Annotated in this window: 3 protein-coding genes; all 3 read left to right on the plus strand. The window is 75.4% G+C overall.

The window, feature by feature from the left end:
* Nucleotides 1–8: 8 nt before the first annotated feature.
* The 3 genes from EKG83_RS33895 to EKG83_RS33905 are packed head-to-tail and all read left to right on the plus strand — an operon-like array spanning nt 9 to nt 20136.
* Nucleotides 9–18731: a non-ribosomal peptide synthase/polyketide synthase gene (locus EKG83_RS33895; protein ID WP_033433035.1), complete on the plus strand. Its 18723-nt coding sequence runs from the start codon at nt 9–11 to the stop codon at nt 18729–18731.
* Nucleotides 18728–19948, plus strand: coding sequence for an MFS transporter (locus tag EKG83_RS33900; protein WP_033432962.1), 1221 nt, complete (start codon nt 18728–18730; stop codon nt 19946–19948). The genes EKG83_RS33895 and EKG83_RS33900 overlap by 4 nt, the downstream gene beginning before the upstream one ends.
* Nucleotides 19945–20136, plus strand: coding sequence for an MbtH family protein (locus EKG83_RS33905; RefSeq protein ID WP_033432963.1), 192 nt, complete (start codon nt 19945–19947; stop codon nt 20134–20136). The genes EKG83_RS33900 and EKG83_RS33905 overlap by 4 nt, the downstream gene beginning before the upstream one ends.
* The last annotated feature ends 13 nt before the right edge of the window (nt 20137–20149 follow it).

Genomic DNA, 20149 nt, shown 5'->3' on the forward strand with positions numbered 1-20149 from the left:
CCCCCAAGATGACCACGTCCAAGGACGACCGGATCTCCGCGCTGCCCGCGCACCTGCGGGAGAAGCTGCGCCAGCGGCTCGCGGGCAAGGTCGCGCCCGCGCCGCGCGCCGACACCATCCCGCCCGCGCCGCGCGACCGGCCGCTGCCGCTGTCCGCGGGCCAGCAGCGCCTGTGGTTCCTGGCGCAGTTCCAGCCCGACAGCACCGAGTACACCAGCGCGCTGGCGCTGCGGCTCACCGGCGCGCTCGACGTGGACCGGCTCACCGCCGCGCTGCGCGGCCTGGTGCGCAGGCACGAGTCGCTGCGCACCACGTTCGACGAGGTCGACGGCCGCCCCGTGCAAATCGTGCACGACGACGCGGCCCTGGACCTGGTGCCCGTGGACGACCTGCGCGCCGAGCTGGACCGGCCGTTCGACCTGCGGCGCGGCCCGCTGTTCCGGGCCGCGCTGCGCCAGGAGGCCCGGGACGAGCACGTGCTCCTGCTGACCACGCACCACATCGTGGTGGACGGCTGGTCCACCGGGCTGCTGGCCGAGGAGCTGGGCGCGCTGTACCGGGGCGAGGAGCTGCCGCCCCCGCCGTTGCAGTACGCCGACTACGCCGTCTGGCAGCAGGACCGGCCGGTGGACACCGCCTACTGGCGGGACCGGCTCGCCGGCGTGGTGCCGCTGGAGCTGCCCACCGACCGGCCGCGCCCGGCCGAGCGCACCACGGCGGGCGCCATGCACGAGTTCACCGTGCACCGCGACCTGGCCGCGCGGCTGGCGGACCTGGCCCGGGACAACGAGACCACGCTGTTCACCACCCTCATGGCGGCTTGCCAGCTGCTGCTGGCCCGCTACACCGGGCAGGACGACATCGCGGTCGGCACGGTCACCAGCGGCCGCAACCGGCCCGAGCTGGCCGGCGTGGTCGGCTTCCTGGTCGGCACCGTGGTCGTCCGGTCCACTGTGGACCACTCTCGGTCGTTCACCGAGCTGCTGGCCGAGGTCAACCGCACCGCGCTGGACGCGTTCGCGCACGACGAGGTGCCGTTCGACCGGGTGGTGGAGGCCGTGGGCGCGACCCGCGACCCGAGCCGCAACCCGCTGTTCGACGTGATGGTGGCGCTGCAGAACGCCGGGCGCGCCCTGCCGGAGCTGCCGGGCCTGCGGGTCGAGGAGTACCCGCTGACCCGCGACCAGGCCATCCTCGACCTGAGCATCGACTTCACCGCGACCGACGACGGCCTGCACGTCTCGGTCGAGTACAGCACCGACCTGTTCGACGCGGGCACCGTCGACCGGCTGGGCAGGCACCTGGTGGCCCTGCTCGACGGCGTCACCGCCGACCCGCACCGGCCGGTGGGCGAGGTGCCGCTGCTGCTCGGCGACGAGCCCGACGGGCGCGGCCGCGTGGTGGAGGTGCCCGCGACCACGTTCCCCGGGCTGTTCGAGGCCCAGGTCCGGCGCACCCCCGACGCGACCGCGCTGGTGTGCGGGCCGGAGCGGCTCACCTTCGCCGAACTGGACGCGCGGGCCAACCGGCTGGCCCACCACCTGGTGGCGCGCGGCGTGCGGCCCGAGCAGGTGGTGGCGCTGTCGCTGCCGCGCGGCGCGGAGTCCGTCGTCGCCGTCCTGGGCATCATGAAGGCGGGCGCGGTCTACCTGCCCGTCGACCCCGGCCTGCCCGAGGCGCGCCGCGCGCACCTGCTCGGCGACTCCGGCGCGGTGCTGGTCATCGACGAGCCGGTCGACACCTCGGCGTGCGCCGACACGAGACCCGAGGTGGCGTTCGGGCCGGGCAACGCGGCCTACGTGATCTACACCTCCGGTTCCACCGGCCTGCCCAAGGGCGTCGTGGTCGAGCACCGGCAACTGGTGAACCTCTTCCGCAACCACGTCACCGACTTCGTCCGCGGCCGCATGAGGGTCGCGCTGACCGCGGTGTTCTCCTTCGACACCTCGTGGGAGGGCCCGCTGCTGATGGCGGACGGGCACGAGCTGCACGTCATCACCGACGAGGTGCGGCTGGAGCCGGACGCCCTGGTGGCCTACGTCCGGGAGCACCGGATCGACTTCATGGACCTCACCCCGTCCTACGCGCAGCAGCTGCTGCCGGCGGGGCTGCTGTCCGGCGACCACGTGCCGGAGGTGCTGTCCCTGGGCGGCGAGGCGCTGGGCGCGGCGCTGTGGCGGGAGCTGGCGGGCCGGACCGACGTGCGCGCCTACAACTTCTACGGCCCCACCGAGGCCACCGTCGACGCGGTGACCACGCCCGTGTCCGGCGACCGGCCGGTGATCGGCCGCCCGGTGGCCAACCTGACCGCCCGGGTGCTGGACGAGGGGCTGCGGCCGGTGCCGGTGGGCGTGCCCGGCGAGCTGTTCATCGCCGGCCCCCAGGTCGCGCGCGGCTACCTCAACCGACCCGGCCTGACCGCGTCCCGCTTCCTGGCCGACCCGCACGGCGAGCCCGGCACGCGGATGTACCGCACCGGCGACCGGGTGCGCTGGCTGGCCGACGGGACCCTGGAGTACCTGGGTCGCGCCGACGACCAGGTGAAGATCCGCGGCTACCGCATCGAGCCCGGCGAGGTGGAGGCCGCGATCCTGGCGCACCCGGCCGCGCGCGAGGCGGCCGTGGTCGCCCGCACCGACCAGGGCCACACCCGGCTGGTCGCCTACGTGGTCGCCGACGGGCCGGTGGACCTGCGCGCCCACCTGCGCCGCTCGCTGCCCGAGTACCAGGTGCCGTCGGCGTTCGTGGCGCTGGACCGCATCCCCCTCACGCCCAACGGCAAGCTGGACAAGGCCGCGCTGCCCGCGCCGGAGGTCGTCGGCGACGGCGAGTTCGTCGCGCCGCGCACCCCGGTCGAGGCCGAGCTGGCCCGGATCTGGGCCGAGGTGCTGGGCGCGGAGCGGATCGGCGTGGAGGACAACTTCTTCGCGGTGGGCGGCGACTCGATCCTGTCCATCCAGCTCGTGTCCCGGGCCAGGCAGGCCGGGCTGCGGCTGACCTCGCGCGACGTGTTCCGCCACCAGACGATCGCCGAGCTGGCGCTGGTGGTGACCACCGCGGCCGACACCGGACCGGAGCGGGTGTTCACCGGGCCCGCGCCGCTGACCCCGATCCAGCGCTGGTTCTTCGCCGGGCACGGCCCCCTGCCGCACTACACCATGACGCTGCTGCTGGAGCTGGAGCCGGGCGTGGACGCCGAGGCGCTGGGCGCCGCCGTGCGCACCGCGGTCGGGCACCACGAGGCGTTGCGCCTGCGGTTCCGCGAGGTCGACGGCCGGTGGGTCCAGGAGGTCTCGCCCGAACCCGGCGAGGTGTTCCGCGTCGAGCACGACGCCGACGCCGAGGCCGTCGCGCACGACGTGCAGCGGAGCCTGGACGTCACCACCGGGCCGCTGCTGCGCGCGGTGTTCCTCCCGGGCGAGCGGCCCGAGCTGCTGCTGGTCGCGCACCACCTGGTCGTGGACGGCGTGTCGTGGCGGGTGCTGCTCGCCGACCTGGAGCGGGCCTACCGCGGCCTGCCGCTGGAGCCGGTGGGCACGCAGTTCCCGCAGTGGGCGCACCGGCTCGACGAGCACGTCCGCTCCGGCGCGCTCGACGACGCGCGGGCGCACTGGGACGCGCTGCCCGAACCGGCGCCGCTGCCGGTGGACCGGGACGGCGCGAACACGGCCGGCTCGACCCGCGCGGTGTCGGTGCGGCTGGACCGCGAGACCACCGGGGCGCTGCTGACCGCCGTGCCCCCGGTGTACCGGACGCAGGTCAACGACGTGCTGCTCAGCGCGCTGGGCCGGGCGCTGGCCGAGTGGACCGGGCGGGACGCGGTGGGCGTGGCGCTGGAGGGCCACGGCCGCGAGGAGCTGCTGGACGGCGTGGACCTCTCGCGCGCGGTCGGCTGGTTCACCACCCAGTTCCCGGTGGTGCTGCGACCGCGCGGCGACTGGGGCGACACGCTGAAGTCGGTCAAGGAGACCCTGCGCGCGGTACCGCACAGGGGCCTGAGCTTCGAGGCTTTGGGCGGCGGTCGCCTGCCCGGGATCTCGTTCAACTACCACGGCCGGTTCGACGTGGCCGACGGCGGCTTCTACCGGGCCCGGCGCGAGGTCGGCTCGGACGTCGACCCCGGAGCGACCCGCGACCACCTGCTGGAGGTCACCGGCCTGGTCGAGCGCGGCGAGCTGGAGCTGACCTGGCACTACTCGGCGGACCTGCACGACGAGGCGACCGTGCGGCGGCTCGCGGACCGGGTGCTCGACGGCCTGCGCGAGATCGTGGCGCACTGCGCGCAGCCGGGCGTCGGCGGGCACACGCCCAGCGACTTCCCGCTGGCGCGGCTGACCCAGGAGCAGGTCGACCGGATCGCCGGGCCGGACGTGGAGGACGTCTACCCGCTCACCCCGCTCCAGGCGGGCATGGTGTTCCACAGCCTGGTCGAGCCCGGCGCGTACGTGGACCGGACGCGGATCGTGCTCGACGGCGTGACCGACCCGGCCGCGCTGGCCGCGGCGTGGCAGCGGGTCGTGGACCGCACGCCCGTGCTGCGCACCGCCGTGGTCTGGGAGGGCGTGGACGAGCCCGTGCAGGTGGTGCGCCGGCGCGTCGAGCTGCCGGTGACCCGCGCCGACGAGGTGCCCGACCGGTTCGACCTGGCGACGGCGCCGCTGATGCGGGTGGGCGTCACCCCGCTGGGCGGCGACCGGGTCGAGGTCGTGTGGACCTCGCACCACGTGCTGCTGGACGGCTGGAGCACCGCCCAGGTCTTCGCCGAGGTGCTGGAGGTCTACCGCGCGACCACCGCCGGTGACGCGCCCGAGCTGCCCGCCCGCCGGCCGTTCCGCGACTACCTGGGCTGGCTCGCCGGGCAGGACCCGGCCGAGGCGGAGGCGCACTGGCGGTCGGTGCTGGCCGGCGTGGCGGGCCCGACGCCGCTGCCGTTCGACCGGCTGCCCACCGGGGAGCACCGGGCACGGCGCACCGGCGTGGTCCGGCTGGCGCTGACCGCCGAGGAGTCGGCGGCGCTGCGCGACACCGCGCGCCGCCACGGCCTGACGGTGAACACCGTGGTGCAGGGCCTGTGGGCGCTGCTGCTGTCCCGCCACTCGGGTGAGCGGGACGTGGTGTTCGGCAGCACGGTGTCCGGCCGCCCGGCCGAGCTGCCCGGCGTCGAGTCGATGATCGGCATGCTCATCAACACCGTGCCCACCAGGGTGCTGGTGGACGGCGACGCACCCGCGGCCGAGTGGCTGCGGGCGCTCCAGGCCGACCAGAGCGAGTCCCGGCGGTTCGACTTCGTGTCGCTGGCGCAGGTGCGGCAGTGGGCGGGCACGCGGCTGTTCGACAGCGCGGTGGTGTTCGAGAACTACCCGCTGAGCGAGGTCACCGAGACCACCGGCGTGCGCGTGGCCGAGGTGGACGCCGAGGAGGGCACCAACTTCGCCCTCACCCTCGTCGCGCACCTCACCGACCGCCTCGGCGCCCGGCTGCTGCACGACCCCGACCTGGTCGACGAGGCCACCGCGCGGCGGCTGGCCACCCACCTGGCGGTGCTGCTGCGCGGCGTCGCCGAGGACGCCGACCGGCCGGTGCGCGCCCTGCCGATGGCCACCGACGAGGAGCTGCGCGCGGTCCTGGTCGACTGGAACGACACCGGCGCGGGCGGCCCGGCCACCGGCATCGCCGCCGCGTTCGCCGCGCGGGTCCGCAACGCGCCGCACGCCCCGGCCGTGGTGTGCGGGGACACCGGGCTGACCTACGCCGAGCTGGACGCGCGGGCCAACCGGCTGGCACGCGCCCTGGTGCGGCTGGGCGTCCGCCCGGACGACCGGGTCGGCCTGCTGGCCGGCAGGTCGGCCGACCTGGTGGTGGCCGTGCTCGCGGTGGCCAAGGCGGGCGGCGCCTACGTGCCGCTGGACGTCCGGGCGCCGCGCGAGCGGCTGCGCCTGCTGCTGGCCGACACCGCCGCCGCGGTGCTGCTGGCCGACGCCGGGTGGGCGGACGTGGCCCGCGAGGTCCACGACGGGCCGGTGGTGCTGCTCGGGGCCGAGCCCGACGAGCCGGCCGGCGACCCCGGGGTCGTGGTGCACCCGGACAACCTGGCCTACGTCATGCACACCTCCGGCTCGACCGGTGTGCCCAAGGGCGTGGCGGTGCGGCAGCGCGACGTGGTCGGCCTGGCGTTCGACCGCGCCTTCGACCGCGGCCACGAGCGGGTCCTGCTGCACTCGCCGACCGCGTTCGACGCCTCCACCTACGAGCTGTGGGTGCCGCTGCTGCGCGGTGGCGCGGTGGTGGTCGCCCCGCCCGACGACCTGGACGCGGCGGGGCTGCGCCGGGTCGTGGCCGACGGCGGCGTGACCGCCCTGTGGCTGACCGCGGGCCTGTTCCGCGCCGTGGCGCAGGACGACCCGGCCTGCCTGGCGGGCGTGCGCGAGGTGTGGACCGGCGGTGACGTGGTGCCCGCCGCGGCGGTGCGCCGGGTGCTGGCCGCCTGCCCCGGGATCGTGGTCGTGGACGGCTACGGCCCCACCGAGACCACCACGTTCGCCTCCCGGCGGGTGCTCACCGCGGACGCGCCGGTGCCCGACCCGGTGCCGATCGGCACCCCGCTGGACGGGATGCGCGCCTACGTGCTCGACGGCGACCTGCGGCCGGTGCCGCCGGGCGTGGTCGGCGAGCTGTTCGTCGCGGGCACCGGCCTGGCCCGCGGCTACGCCGACCGGCCCGGCCTGACCGCGTCCCGCTTCGTGGCGAACCCGTTCGGCGAGCCGGGCGGGCGCATGTACCGCACCGGCGACCTGGTGCGCTGGACCGCGGGCGGCGAGCTGGCGTTCGTCGGCCGCGCCGACGACCAGGTCAAGATCCGCGGCTTCCGGGTCGAGCTGGGCGAGGTCGAGGCCGTGCTCGCCGGGCACCCGGCGGTGGCCGAGGCCGTGGTGGTGCCCCGCCAGGACGAGCGGGGCGCCAAGCGGCTGGTCGCCTACGTGGTGCCCGGCTCGGTCGACGTGGCGGAGCTGCGCGGGCTGGCCGGGCGCGAGCTGCCCGACTACATGGTCCCGGCCGCGTTCGTGGCGCTCGACGAGCTGCCGCTGAGCCGCAACGGCAAGGTGGACCGCCGGGCGCTGCCCGACCCCGGGCCGACCCGCGAGCACGAGTACGTCGCACCGCGCACCGCCGCCGAACGCGCCGTCGCCGCCATCTGGGCCGACGTGCTGGGCGTGGACCGGGTCGGCGCGCACGACGACTTCTTCACCCTCGGCGGCGACTCGATCATCAGCATCCGCGTCACCTCGCGCCTGCGCGAGGAGTTCGGCGTGCAGCTGTCGCCGCGCGCGCTGTTCGAGAACCCCACGGTGTCCGGGCTCGCCACCGCGATCTCCGGCGAGGAGGTGGTGGACGCCATCCCGGTGATCCCGCGCGATGGCGTCCACCCGCAGTCGCCCGCCCAGCGGCGGCTGTGGTTCCTGGACCGCTTCGAGCCGGGCGGCACGGAGTACGTGACGCTGGCGGCGTGGCGGCTGCGCGGGCCGCTGGACGTGCCGGCGCTGCGCCGGGCGCTGGACGGGCTGGTCGCGCGGCACGAGTCGCTGCGCACCACCTTCGCCGAGGGCGTGCAGGTCGTGCACGAGCCGTTCGCGGTACCGCTGGCGGTGGAGGACACCCCGTGGGGCGCGGTGCTGCGCGAGGAGGCGGGCACGCCGTTCGACCTGGAGCGCGGGCCGCTGCTGCGGGCGCGGCTGGTGCGCGACGGCGAGGACGAGCACGTGTTCGCCCTGGCGGTGCACCACATCGTCACCGACGGCTGGTCCTCGGGCGTGCTGCTGCGCGACCTGGCGGCGCTGTACGCGGGCGAGGAGCTGCCGCCGCCGGCCGTGCAGTACGTGGACTACGCGGCGTGGCGGCAGGACCCGCCGGTCGACTACTGGGCCGGGAAGCTGGCCGGGGTGCCGCCGCTGGAGCTGCCCACCGACCGGCCGCGGGCCGCGGTGCGCGGCACGGCGGGCGCGGTGCGCGAGTTCACCGTGCCCGGGGACGTCGCGACCGCGCTGGGCGAGCTGGTGCGCGAGCGCGGCGACACCCTGTTCACCGCGCTGGTGGCGGCCTGCCAGGCGCTGCTGGCGCGCTACAGCGGCCAGGACGACGTCGCGGTGGGCACGGCGGTGTCCGGTCGCGGCCGGGCCGAGCTGGACGACGTGGTCGGCCTGTTCGTCAACACCGTGGTGCTGCGGTCCACTGTGGACCTGGACCGGTCGTTCGACGAGCTGCTGGCGGCGGTCCGGGAGACCACCCGGGAGGCGTTCGCCCACCAGGACGTGCCGTTCGAGCGCGTGGTGGACGCGGTGCGCCCCGAGCGCGACCCGAGCCGCAACCCGCTGTTCGACGCGATGGTGCTGCTCCAGAACGCGGGCGGCGAGCCGCCCCGGCTGCCGGGCCTGGAGATGACGCCGGTCGAGCTGCCGCAGCTCACCTCGACCTGCGACGTGACCTTCGAGTTCGACGCCTCCGACGGCGTGCTGCGCGGCGCGGTCGAGTACAGCACCGACCTGTTCGACGCGTCCACTGTGGACCGCATGGTGGGCCACCTGCTGGCGTTGCTGGCCGGCGTCACCGCGGACCCGGCCCGGCCGCTGTCCGCCGTGCCGCTGCTGCTGGGCGACGAGCCGGACGGCCGCGGCCGGGTGCTGGACGTGCCGGACACCACGTTCCCCGCCCTGTTCGCCGCGCAGGCGGCGCGCACCCCCGACGCGACCGCGCTGGTCTGCGGCGAAACCCGGCTCACCTACGCCGAGCTGGACGCGCGGGCCAACCGGCTGGCGCACTGGCTGGTCGGGCGCGGCGCGGGGCCGGAGCGGGTGGTGGCCGTGGTGCTGCCCCGGTCGGCCGACGCGGTGGTGGCGATCCTGGCCGTGCACAAGGCCGGCGCGGTGTACCTGCCGGTCGACCGGGGCCTGCCGCGGGAGCGGGTGGACTTCCTGCTCCGCGACGCCGACCCCGCGCTGGTGCTGGACTCCTGGCCCGACCTGGCCGGCTGCCCGGACACCGACCCCGGCGTGCCGGTGCGGCCGGACTCCGCCGCCTACACCATCTACACCTCGGGTTCCACCGGCACGCCCAAGGGCGTGGTCGTGGAGCACCGGCAGTTGGTGAACCTGCTGCACAACCACATCACCGACTTCGCCCGCGAGCACCTGCGGGTCGCGCTGTCCGCGGTGTTCTCCTTCGACACCTCGTGGGAGGGCCCGCTGCTCATGGCCGCCGGCCACGAGCTGCACCTGCTCACCGACGACGTGCGCCTGGAGCCCGCCGCGCTGGTCGACTACGTGCGGCGCCACCGGGTCGACTTCCTGGACCTGACCCCGTCCTACGTCCAGCAGCTCCTGCCCGCCGGCCTGCTCGACGGCGAGCACCGGCCGAGGGTGCTGATGCTCGGCGGCGAGGCGCTGCCCGGACCGCTGTGGCGGGAGCTGGCCGCGGCCGACACCGCCGCGTACAACTTCTACGGCCCCACCGAGACGACCGTGGACGCGGTGTCCTGCCTCGTCGCGGGCGACCGGCCGGTCATCGGCGAACCGCTGGCCAACCTGGTCGCGCGGGTGCTGGACGACGACCTCCGGCCGGTGCCCACCGGCGTGCCCGGTGAGCTGTACGTCGCCGGCGCGCAGGTGGCCCGCGGCTACCTCAACCGGCCCGGCCTGACCGCGTCCCGCTTCCTGGCCGACCCGCACGGCGCGCCCGGCTCCCGGATGTACCGCACCGGCGACCGGGTGCGGTGGACGCCCGACGGGTTGGAGTACCTCGGTCGGACCGACGACCAGGTCAAGATCCGCGGGTTCCGCATCGAGCTGGGCGAGGTGGAGTCGGCGCTGCTGGCCCACCCCGGCGTGCGGCACGCCGCCGCGGCGGTCCGCGAGCACAACGGCCACGCCCGCCTGGTCGCCTACACCGTCGGTACGGCAACGGACCTCGGCTCCTGGCTGAAGGACCGGCTGCCCGAGCACATGGTCCCGTCGGCGTTCGTCGCGCTCGACGAGCTGCCGATGACGCCCAGCGGCAAGGTGGACCGCCGCGCGCTGCCCGCGCCGGAGTTCACCGACCGCGCCGACTACGTGGCGCCCAGCCCCGGCATCGCGGCGCGGCTGGCCGAGGTGTGGGCCGAGGTGCTGGGCGTGGCGCGGGTCGGCGCGCACGACAACTTCTTCGCGCTGGGCGGCGACTCGATCCTGTCCATGCAGGTGGTCTCCCGCGCCCGGCGGGCCGGGCTCGCGCTGACCTCCAAGGACGTCTTCCTGCGGCAGACGGTCGAGGACCTGGCGCTCGCGGTCACCGAGGACGCCGGTCAGGTGCACGAGGTCGTCACCGGGCCCGTCCCGCTCACCCCGATCCAGCGCTGGTTCTTCACCGAGCACGGCCCCCTGCCGCACTTCACCATGTCGGTGGTCGTGGAGCTGGGCGAGGTCGACCCGGACGCGGTGCGCGACGCCGTGCACGCCGTCGTCGCCCACCACGACGCGCTGCGCACCCGGTTCAGCCGGGTGGACGGCGCGTGGCGGCAGGAGGTCGCCGAGGTCGGGACCGCCGAGGTGTTCCGGGTCGCCACCGACGACCTGCGCACCGAGGCCGAACGGGCCCGCGCCGCCCTGGACCTGGAGCGCGGCCCGCTGCTGCGCGCCGTGCTGTGCCCCGGCGGGCGGCTGTTCCTGACCGCGCACCACCTCGTGGTGGACGCGGTGTCGTGGCGGATCGTCGTCTCCGACCTGGAGACCCTGCTGGCCGGCGGCTCGCTCGGCCCGAAGACCACGGCGTTCGCCGACTGGGCGCGGCGGCTGGACCGGCACGTCCGCGCCGGCGGGTTCGACGCGGCCCTGCCGCACTGGGCGGCGGTGCCGGTCGAGGAGCGCGTGCCGACCCGGGCGGGCGCGGCGCGCAACGTCACCGTGCGGCTGAGCCGCGCCGAGACCGACGCGCTGCTGCGCGAGGTGCCCGAGGCGTACCGGACGCAGGTCAACGACGTGCTGCTGACCGCGCTGGCGTCGGCGTTCGGCGGGCGGGCGCTGGTGGCGCTGGAGGGCCACGGCCGCGAGGAGCTGTTCGACGGCGTGGACCTCTCGCGCACGGTCGGCTGGTTCACCGCCCAGTTCCCGGTGGCGCTGGAGGTCCCCGCCGGCGGGTGGGACACCGCGTTGAAGGCGGTGAAGGAGCAGTTGCGCGCCGTGCCCGACAAGGGCCTGAGCTACGAGGCCCTGCGGTACGACGACCGCGGCCTGACCGGGCCGCTGCCCCGGGTGTGCTTCAACTACCTGGGCCAGTGGGACGGCGGGGTCACCGAGGCCGGGGACCACGGCCGGGAGGTGCCGGACGACTTCACCCGACCGCACCTGCTCGACATCACCGCCGCGGTGTCCGCCGGCGAGCTGGTGGTGGAGTGGGACTACGCCACCGAGACCCACGACGAGGCCGCGGTGCGGGCGCTGGCCGAGGGGATGCTCGACGCGCTGCGCGGCATCGCGGAGCACTGCGCCCGGCCGGGCGCCTGGGGCCGCACCCCGTCGGACTTCCCGCTGGCCCGGCTCACCCGGGAGCAGGTCGACCGGATCGCGGACCCCGACGTGGAGGACGTCTACCCGCTCACCCCGCTCCAGGCCGGGATGCTGTTCCACGACCTGGTCGACGACGGCACCGCCTACCTCAACCAGATGCGGGTGCGGCTGTCCGGCGTGACCGACCCGCACCGGCTGGGCGAGGCGTGGCAGCGGGTGGTGGACCGCACGCCGGTCCTGCGCACCGGCGTGGCCTGGGAGGGCCTGGACGAGCCGGTGCAGGTCGTGCGGCGCGGCGTGCGGGTGCCCGTCACCTACGCGGACGTGACCGACGAGCTGGTCGCCGCCGACGCGGCGGCCGGGCTGGACCTGGCCGGGCCGACGCTGATGCGGCTGGTGATCGGGCGCGTGTCCGACACCGAGGTCGACCTGCTGTGGACCTCGCACCACCTGGTCCTGGACGGCTGGAGCACCCCGCAGGTCTTCGGCGACGTGCTGGCCGAGTACGCGGGCGCCGCGCCGACCCCGCGCCGGCCGTTCCGCGACTACCTGGCGTGGCTGGCCGACCAGGACCCGGCCGCGGCCGAGGCGCACTGGCGGGGCGTGCTGGCCGGCGTCGAGTCGCCCACGCCGCTGCCGTTCGACCGGCAGCCGGCGCAGGCGCACCGCGCCGAGTCGTCCGCGCAGGTCGTGCTGGACCTGCCGGTCGACCGGCTCGACGCGGTGGCCCGCGCCTGCGGCCTGACGGTGAACACCCTGGTCCAGGGCGCGTGGGCGCTGCTGCTGGCCCGCACCTCGGGCCGCTGGGACGTGGTGTTCGGCAGCACGGTGTCCGGCCGCCCGGCCGAGCTGCCCGGTGTCGAGTCGATCGCCGGCATGTTCATCAACACCGTGCCCTCGCGCGTGGTGGTGGACCCGGACGCGGTCGCGGTGGACTGGCTGCGCCGGCTCCAGGCCGAGCAGACCGAGGCGCGGCGGTTCGACTTCGCGTCGCTGGCGCAGGTGCAGCAGTGGGCGGGCACGCGGCTGTTCGACAGCCTGCTGGCGTTCGAGAACTACCCGGAGGGCGGGGACGGGCCGGACGGCGCGCCCGTCATCGGGGAGATCGACAGCCTGGACACGACCACGTACCCGCTGACCGTGCGCGCGTACGCCGAACAGGCGCTGCACGTCGAGCTGACCTACGACCCGAGGCTGTTCGACGAGCGCACGATCACCGCGCTGGGCGACCGGCTGGCCCGGCTGCTCGACGCGCTCGGCACCGACCCGCACCGCCGGGTGGCGGAGCTGCCGTGGGTGTCCGAGGCCGAGGCGCGCCAGGTACTCGTGGACTGGAACGGCACCGCGCCCGCCGAACCGGTCTCCGACACCATCGCGTCGCTGTTCGCCGCGCAGGCGGCGCGCACGCCCGACGCGGTGGCCGTGACGTGCCGGGGCGAGTCGCTGACCTACCGGGAGCTGGACGAGCGCGCCAACCGCCTCGCCCACCACCTGATCCGGTCCGGCGCCGGACCGGAAACCCTGGTGGCGTTGAAGTTCCCGCGCTCGCTCGACCTCGTGGTGGCCGTCCTGGGCGTGCTCAAGTCCGGCGCGGCGTACCTGCCGATCGACCCCGACTACCCGGCCGACCGGGTGGCGTACATGGTCGCGGACGCCTGGCCGGTGCTGACGCTGCACCAGGTGCCGGACCTGGCGGCGCTGCCCGCGACCGCGCCGGACGTGCCGGTGCGACCGGACAACGCCGCCTACGTGATCTACACGTCCGGTTCGACCGGCAAGCCCAAGGGCGTGGTGATCCCGCACGCCAACGTGGTGCGGCTGATGACGCAAACCGATCACTGGTTCGGCTTCGGCCCCGACGACGTGTGGACGCTGTTCCACAGCTACGCCTTCGACTTCTCGGTCTGGGAGCTGTGGGGACCGCTGCTCCACGGCGGTCGGCTCGTGGTCGTGCCGTTCGAGGTCTCCCGGTCGCCCCGGGACTTCGCGCGGCTGGTGGCCGACGAGGGCGTGACCGTGCTCAACCAGACGCCCTCGGCGTTCTACCAGCTGCTGGCCGAGGCGCCCGAGCTGCCGTCGGTGCGGTACGTCATCTTCGGCGGCGAGGCGCTGGACCTGCGCAAGGTGACCGCGTGGCGCGGCCCCGGCCGGTTGGTCAACATGTACGGGATCACCGAGACCACCGTGCACGTCACCTGGACCGAGGCCGACGGCACGATCGGCGTGCCGATCCCCGACCTGCGCGTCTACGTGCTGGACGAGGACCTGCGGCCGGTCGCGCCGGGCGTGGTGGGCGAGATGTACGTCGCCGGGCCGGGCCTGGCGCGCGGCTACCTCAAGCGACCGGGCCTGACCGCGTCGCGGTTCGTCGCCAACCCGTTCGGCGAACCCGGCGAGCGCATGTACCGCAGCGGTGACCTGGCGCGGTGGGTCGACGGGCGGCTGGAGTACTTCGGCCGCGCCGACCAGCAGGTCAAGGTCCGCGGGTTCCGGATCGAGCTGGGCGAGGTCGAGGCGGTGCTCGCGCGGCACGCCGCCGTGGCGCAGGTCGCCGTGATCGTGCGCGAGGACCGGCTGGTCGCCTACTACGTGCCCGCCGCCGAGGCGGGCGCCGCCGACCTGCGGGCGCACGCGGCCCGCTCGCTGCCCGACTACATGGTGCCCACGGCCTACGTGGCGCTGGAGCGGTTGCCGCTCAACGCCAACGGCAAGCTCGACCGGGCCGCGCTGCCCGCGCCCGAGCGGGACGCGTCGGCGGCGGGCGGGTTCGTCGCGCCGCGCACCGGGGCGGAGCGCCGGGTGGCCGACGTGTGGGCCGAGGTGCTGGGCCTGGACGCGGTCGGCGCGACGGACAACTTCTTCGCGCTGGGCGGCGACTCGATCTCCAGCATCCGCGTGGTCTCCAGGCTGCGCGCGGAGTTCGACCTGTCGCCGCGCGACGTGTTCGACCACCCGACCGTCGCCGCGCTGGCGGCCCGCCTGACCGGGGCGTCCGGGTCGGCGATCCCGCGCGTCGAGGGGCGCCCGCCGCTGTCGTTCGCGCAGCAGCGGCTGTGGTTCCTCGACCAGTTCCAGCCCGGCGGCACCGAGTACGTGACGCCGCTGGCGGTGCGGCTGCGCGGCGAGTTGGACGTGCCGCGGCTGGAGCGGGCGCTGACCGCGCTGGTGGCGCGGCACGAGCAGTTGCGCACCGCGTTCCCCGCCGTGGACGGGCTGCCGGTCGCCGAGGTGCGCCCGCCGGCCGACGTGGTGCTGCCGGTGCTCGACGCGATGCCGGCGGTGGAGCCGTTCGACCTGGCCACCGGCCCGCTGTTCCGGCCGGTGCTGGTGCGGCACGCCGACGACGACCACGTGCTGGCGCTGACCATGCACCACATCGTCACCGACGGCTGGTCCGCCGGGGTGCTGATGTCCGACCTCGCCGCCCTCTACGGCGGTGACGACCTGCCGCCGCTGCCCATCCGCTACGGCGACTTCGCGGCCTGGCAGCGGGAGCAGCCGCTGGACGCCCAGCTCGGGTACTGGCGGGAGCAACTGGCGGGCGTGCCCGCGCTGGAGCTGCCCACCGACCGGCCGCGGCCCGCGGTGCAGACCACGGCGGGCGCGCGGACCGGGTTCGCGGTGCCCGCGCCCGTGGTGGCGCGGCTGCGCGAGCTGGCCCGCGCCGCGGACGGCACGCTGTTCACCGCGCTGGTCGCGGCCTGCCAGGTGCTGTTCCACCGGTGGTCCGGGCAGGACGACTTCGCGGTCGGCACGGTGGCCTCCGGGCGCGAGCGGCCCGAGACGCAGGACCTGGTCGGGTTCTTCGTCAACACGCTGGCGCTGCGGGCGCGGATCGACCCGGCCGAGGACTTCCCGGCGTTCCTCGCCCGCACCCGGCGCACCGCGCTCGACGCGTTCGCCCACCAGGACGTGCCGTTCGAGCGGGTCGTGGACGCGGTGCAGCCCGACCGCGACACCAGCCGCACGCCGCTGTTCCAGGCGGTGGTGGCGCTGCAGAACGCGCCGCAGGCCCAGGGCTTCCCCGGCCTGGTCGCCGAGGACGTGGCCCAGGAGGTGGTGAGCACGGCGTTCGACGTGACCGTCGAGTTCACCGAGACCGGCGACGGGCTGGACGGTGCCCTGGAGTACAACACCGACCTGTTCGACGCGGCCACCGCGCAACGCCTGGTGGCGCACCTGCTGGTGCTGCTGGAGGGCATCGCCGCGGACGCCGACCGGCCGCTGTGGGCGCTGCCGGTGCTGCCCGCGGCCGAGCGGGAGCGGTTGGAGACCTGGGGCTCGGGCGGGCCCGGCTCGTGGGGCCCCACCCTGGTCGGGCTGGTCGAGGCGCAGGTGGCGCGCACGCCCGACGCGCTCGCGGTCACCGGTGCGGCGGAGCTGACCTTCGCCGAGCTGAACGCGCGGGCCAACCGGCTGGCGCACCACCTGATCGGCCTGGGCGCGGGCCCGGAGCGGGTCGTGGCGCTGCGGCTGCCGCGGTCGGCGGACCTGCTGGTGGCCGAGCTGGCGGTGCTCAAGGCCGGCGCGGCGTTCCTGCCGGTCGACCCGGCGTACCCGGCGGAGCGCATCGCGTTCATGCTGGCCGACGCCAAGCCGCTGGTCGTGCTGGACGGGCCGGTGGACACCTCGGGGCAGCCCGGGACCGACCCCGTGGTGGCGGTGCGGTCCGAGCACCCCGCGTACGTGATCTACACGTCCGGCTCGACCGGGCGGCCGAAGGGCGTGGTGGTGACCCACGCCGGCCTGGCGACCTTCGCCGCGGCCGAGGCGGCGCACCTCGACGTGCGGCCGGGCGACCGGGTGCTGGAGTTCTCCTCCCCCAGCTTCGACGCCTCGGTGCTGGAGCTGTGCCTGGCGTGGCCGGCAGGCGCGGCGCTGGTCGTGCCGCCGCCGGGGCCGCTGCTGGGCGACCAGCTGGCCGAGGTGGTCGACGGGTTCGGCGTGACGCACGCGCTGATCCCGCCGGTGGCGCTGGCGACCGTGCCCGACGGGGTGGAGCTGCCGTCGTTCCGCACGCTCGTGGTCGGCGGCGACGCCTGCTCGGCGGACCTGGTGCGGCGGTGGTCCCCCGGTCGGCGGATGGTCAACGCCTACGGGCCGACCGAGTCGACCGTGGTCACCTCCTGGAGCGGGCCGCTGGCGCCCGGTGCCGGCGCGCCGCCGATCGGGCGGCCGATCCCCGGCACCACCGTGCACGTGCTGGACGCGGCGCTCCAGCCGGTGCCGGTGGGCGTGCCGGGCGAGCTGTACGTCTCCGGCGTCGGCCTGGCCCGCGGCTACCTGGACCGGCCGGGGCTGACCGCGTCCCGGTTCCTCGCGAACCCGTTCGGCGCGCCGGGCTCGCGGATGTACCGGACCGGCGACGTGGTGCGCTGGAACGCGCGGGGCGAGCTGGAGTTCGTGGGCCGCGCCGACGAGCAGGTCAAGATCCGCGGCTTCCGGGTGGAGCTGGGCGAGATCGAGACGGCGCTGCTGGAGCACCCGGACGTGCGCGAGGTGGTCGTGGTGGCGCGGGCGGACGCGCGCGGGCACAAGCGGCTGGTCGCCTACGTCGTGGGCGAGGTCGCCAAGCTGCGCGGGTTCCTGGGCGAGGCGCTGCCCGACTACCTGGTGCCGTCGGCGTTCGTGCCGCTGGACGCGCTGCCGGTGAGCCCGAACGGGAAGGTGGACCGGGCGAGGCTGCCCGAGCCGGACTTCTCCGGTGCGGGCGGGGCCGAGTACGTGCCGCCGACCGGGACGGTGCAGGAGGCGCTGGCCGAGGTGTGGGCCGATGTGCTGGGCGTGCCGCGGGTCGGGGCGGAGGACAACTTCTTCTCCCTGGGCGGCGACTCGATCCTGAGCATGCAGGTGGTGGCCCGGTGCCGGCAGGCCGGCTACCGGTTCACCACGCGGGAGTTGTTCGTCAACCAGACGGTGGCGTCGCTGGCGCCGCACGTGACCGTGGAGGTCTCGTCGGCCGACGACCGGGCCCCGGTGGTGGGCGAGGTGCCGCTGACCCCGATCCAGCACTGGTTCCTGCACTCCGGGCGCAACCTGAACCACTTCAACCAGTCCCACCTGGTGGAACTCGACCCGGAGGTGGACGTGGCGGCGCTGCGGCGGGCGCTGAACGCGCTGGTCGCGCACCACGACGCGCTGCGACTGCGGTTCACCGATGAAGACGGGGTGTGGCGACAGCGCAACGAGGGCATATTGCACGACGTGGACGTGCTCACCGTGGCCGACGCGGAGGCCGACTTAGAGGCCGTCGCGGACGAGGTGCACGCCTCGTTCGACATCACCACCGGACCGCTGTTCCGGGCGGTGCTGTTCCCGCGCGAGCGGCCGGCGCTGCTGCTGGTGGCGCACCACCTGGTGGTCGACGGGGTGTCGTGGCGGGTGCTGACCGACGACCTGGAGACGCTGTACCGCGGCGGCGACCTCGGTGCGAAGACCACGTCCTTCCGGGACTGGGCGCGGGCCCTGGAGGCCCACGTGCTCGGCGGCGGGCTGGACCGCGAGGTCGGGCACTGGACGATGTCGTTCCCGGAGTTCCCGCCGCCGCGCGGCGAGGCGGCCGCGGTGACCGTGGAGCTGTCGGAGGCCGACACCGACGCGTTGCTGCGCGGCGCGCCGGTGGCGTACCGGACGCGGGTCAACGACGTGCTGCTGGCCGCGCTGGCGTGGGCGCTGTCGCGGTGGACCGGGTCGTCGCGGGTCGCGGTCGACCTGGAGGGCCACGGCCGCGAGGACGTGCTGGACGCGGACCTGTCGCGCACGGTCGGCTGGTTCACCACGGTGTTCCCGGTGTCGCTGGAGGTCGCCGACGGGAGTTGGCGGGACCGGGTGAAGGCGGTGCGGCGGCAACTGCGGGCCGTGCCGGGCAACGGGTTCGGCTACGGCGCGCTGCGCCAGCACGGCCTGGTGCCCGACGGCGGGCGGCCCGCGGTGTCGTTCAACTACCTGGGCCGGTTCGACGAGGGCTCCGGCGAGGCCGACGGCCTGTTCCGGGCGGTGCTGCCGGCGGTGGGTCAGTCGCACGACCCGGCGGACGCGGGCGACCACCTGGTCGACGTGGTCGGCGAGGCCGGCCGGACCCTCGGGTTCACCTGGTACCACTACCCGGCGGTGCACCCGACGGCCGAGGTGGAGGCGGTCGCCGCCGACTTCGCCGCCGCGCTGCGGGCCATCGCCGAGGACTGCCGGGGTGCGCTGTGACGGCGTCGCTGGCGCGCAACCGCAACTACACGCTGCTGTGGAGCGGTCAGGCGCTGGGCGAGGTGGGCTTCAGCGCCACCATGATCGCCTTCCCGCTGCTGGTGCTGGCGGTGACCGGCTCGCCGGTGGCGTCCGGCCTGGTGCTGGCCGCCGACGCGGCCGCGCAGCTGGCCGTCGGGCTGCCCGCCGGGGCGCTGGTCGACCGGTGGGACCGGCGCCGGGTGATGCTGTGGTGCGAGGCGGCCCGGGCGGTGGCGCTGGCCGGCCTGGTGGTGGCCATCTGGACCGGCGTGGTGGCGGTGGCGCACATGGTGGCGGTGGCGGTGGTGCTCGGCGTGACCCGGGCGCTGTTCGAACCGGCCGAGGACGCCTGCCTGCCGCAACTGGTGCCCGAGGCGCAGTTGGCGACGGCGGTGGCGATGAACGGGGCCAGGTCGTCGCTGGGTCAGATGGCCGGCACCGCGCTGGGCGGCGTGCTGTTCGCGGTGACGCGGTGGCTGCCGTTCCTGGTCGACCTGGTGACGCACGTGCTGGGCTTCGTGGCGCTGCTGTTCCTGCGGGTGCCGCCGACCGAGCGGGTGGTGGAGCGCAGGCACATCGCCCGCGAGATCGGCGAGGGCCTGCGGTGGGTGTGGCAGCGGGCCGAGATCCGGGTGACGGCGCTGTGCGCGGTGGTGCTCAACCTGTTCTTCACGGCGTTCTACCTGGTGGTCATCGTGCTGGCGCAGGGCCGCGGCGCGTCGTCGGCCGAGATCGGCGTGATGGCCGCGATGCTCGGGGTGGGCGGCGTGCTGGGCGCGCTGGCGGCGCCGAGGCTGCACCGGGCGCTCGGGCCGTTCCGGTCGATCGCGTCGGTGTTCTGGGCGCTGGCCCTGCTCACCCCGCTGGCGCTGGTGCTGGAGTCGGCGTACCTGCTGGGCGCGCTGTTCGCCCTGATGACGTTCCTGGCGCCGACCGCCAACACCACCATCGGCACCCACCAGCTGCTGCTGACCCCCGACGGCATGCGGGGCCGGCTGAGCGGCGTGATGGCGGTGGTGGTCGGGGTGGCGGGCACGCTCGGGCCGCTGGTCGGCGGTGCGCTGACCGAAGTGCTGACCGCGCGCACGGCGGTGCTGGTGTGCGCGGTGGGGATTCTCGTGATCACGGTGATCGTCACGGTCAACCCGACTTTGCGCGGGTACGGGGTACAACCAGTTCAGGAGGAAGAGGCATGAGGGACGACATCACCTACCAGGTGCTCGTGAACGACGAGGGCCAGTACTCGCTGTGGCCCGCGCATCACGACGTGCCGGCCGGGTGGCGGTTCGAGGGGACGCGCGGCACGAAGGACGAGTGCTCGGCCCACGTGGACGAGGTGTGGACCGACATGCGCCCGGCCTCGCTGCGGGCGGCGATGGGCTGAGGTCTTCCGGGGA

Origin of the sequence: Saccharothrix syringae (genome assembly GCF_009498035.1) — a bacterium.
GTDB lineage: Bacteria > Actinomycetota > Actinomycetes > Mycobacteriales > Pseudonocardiaceae > Actinosynnema > Actinosynnema syringae.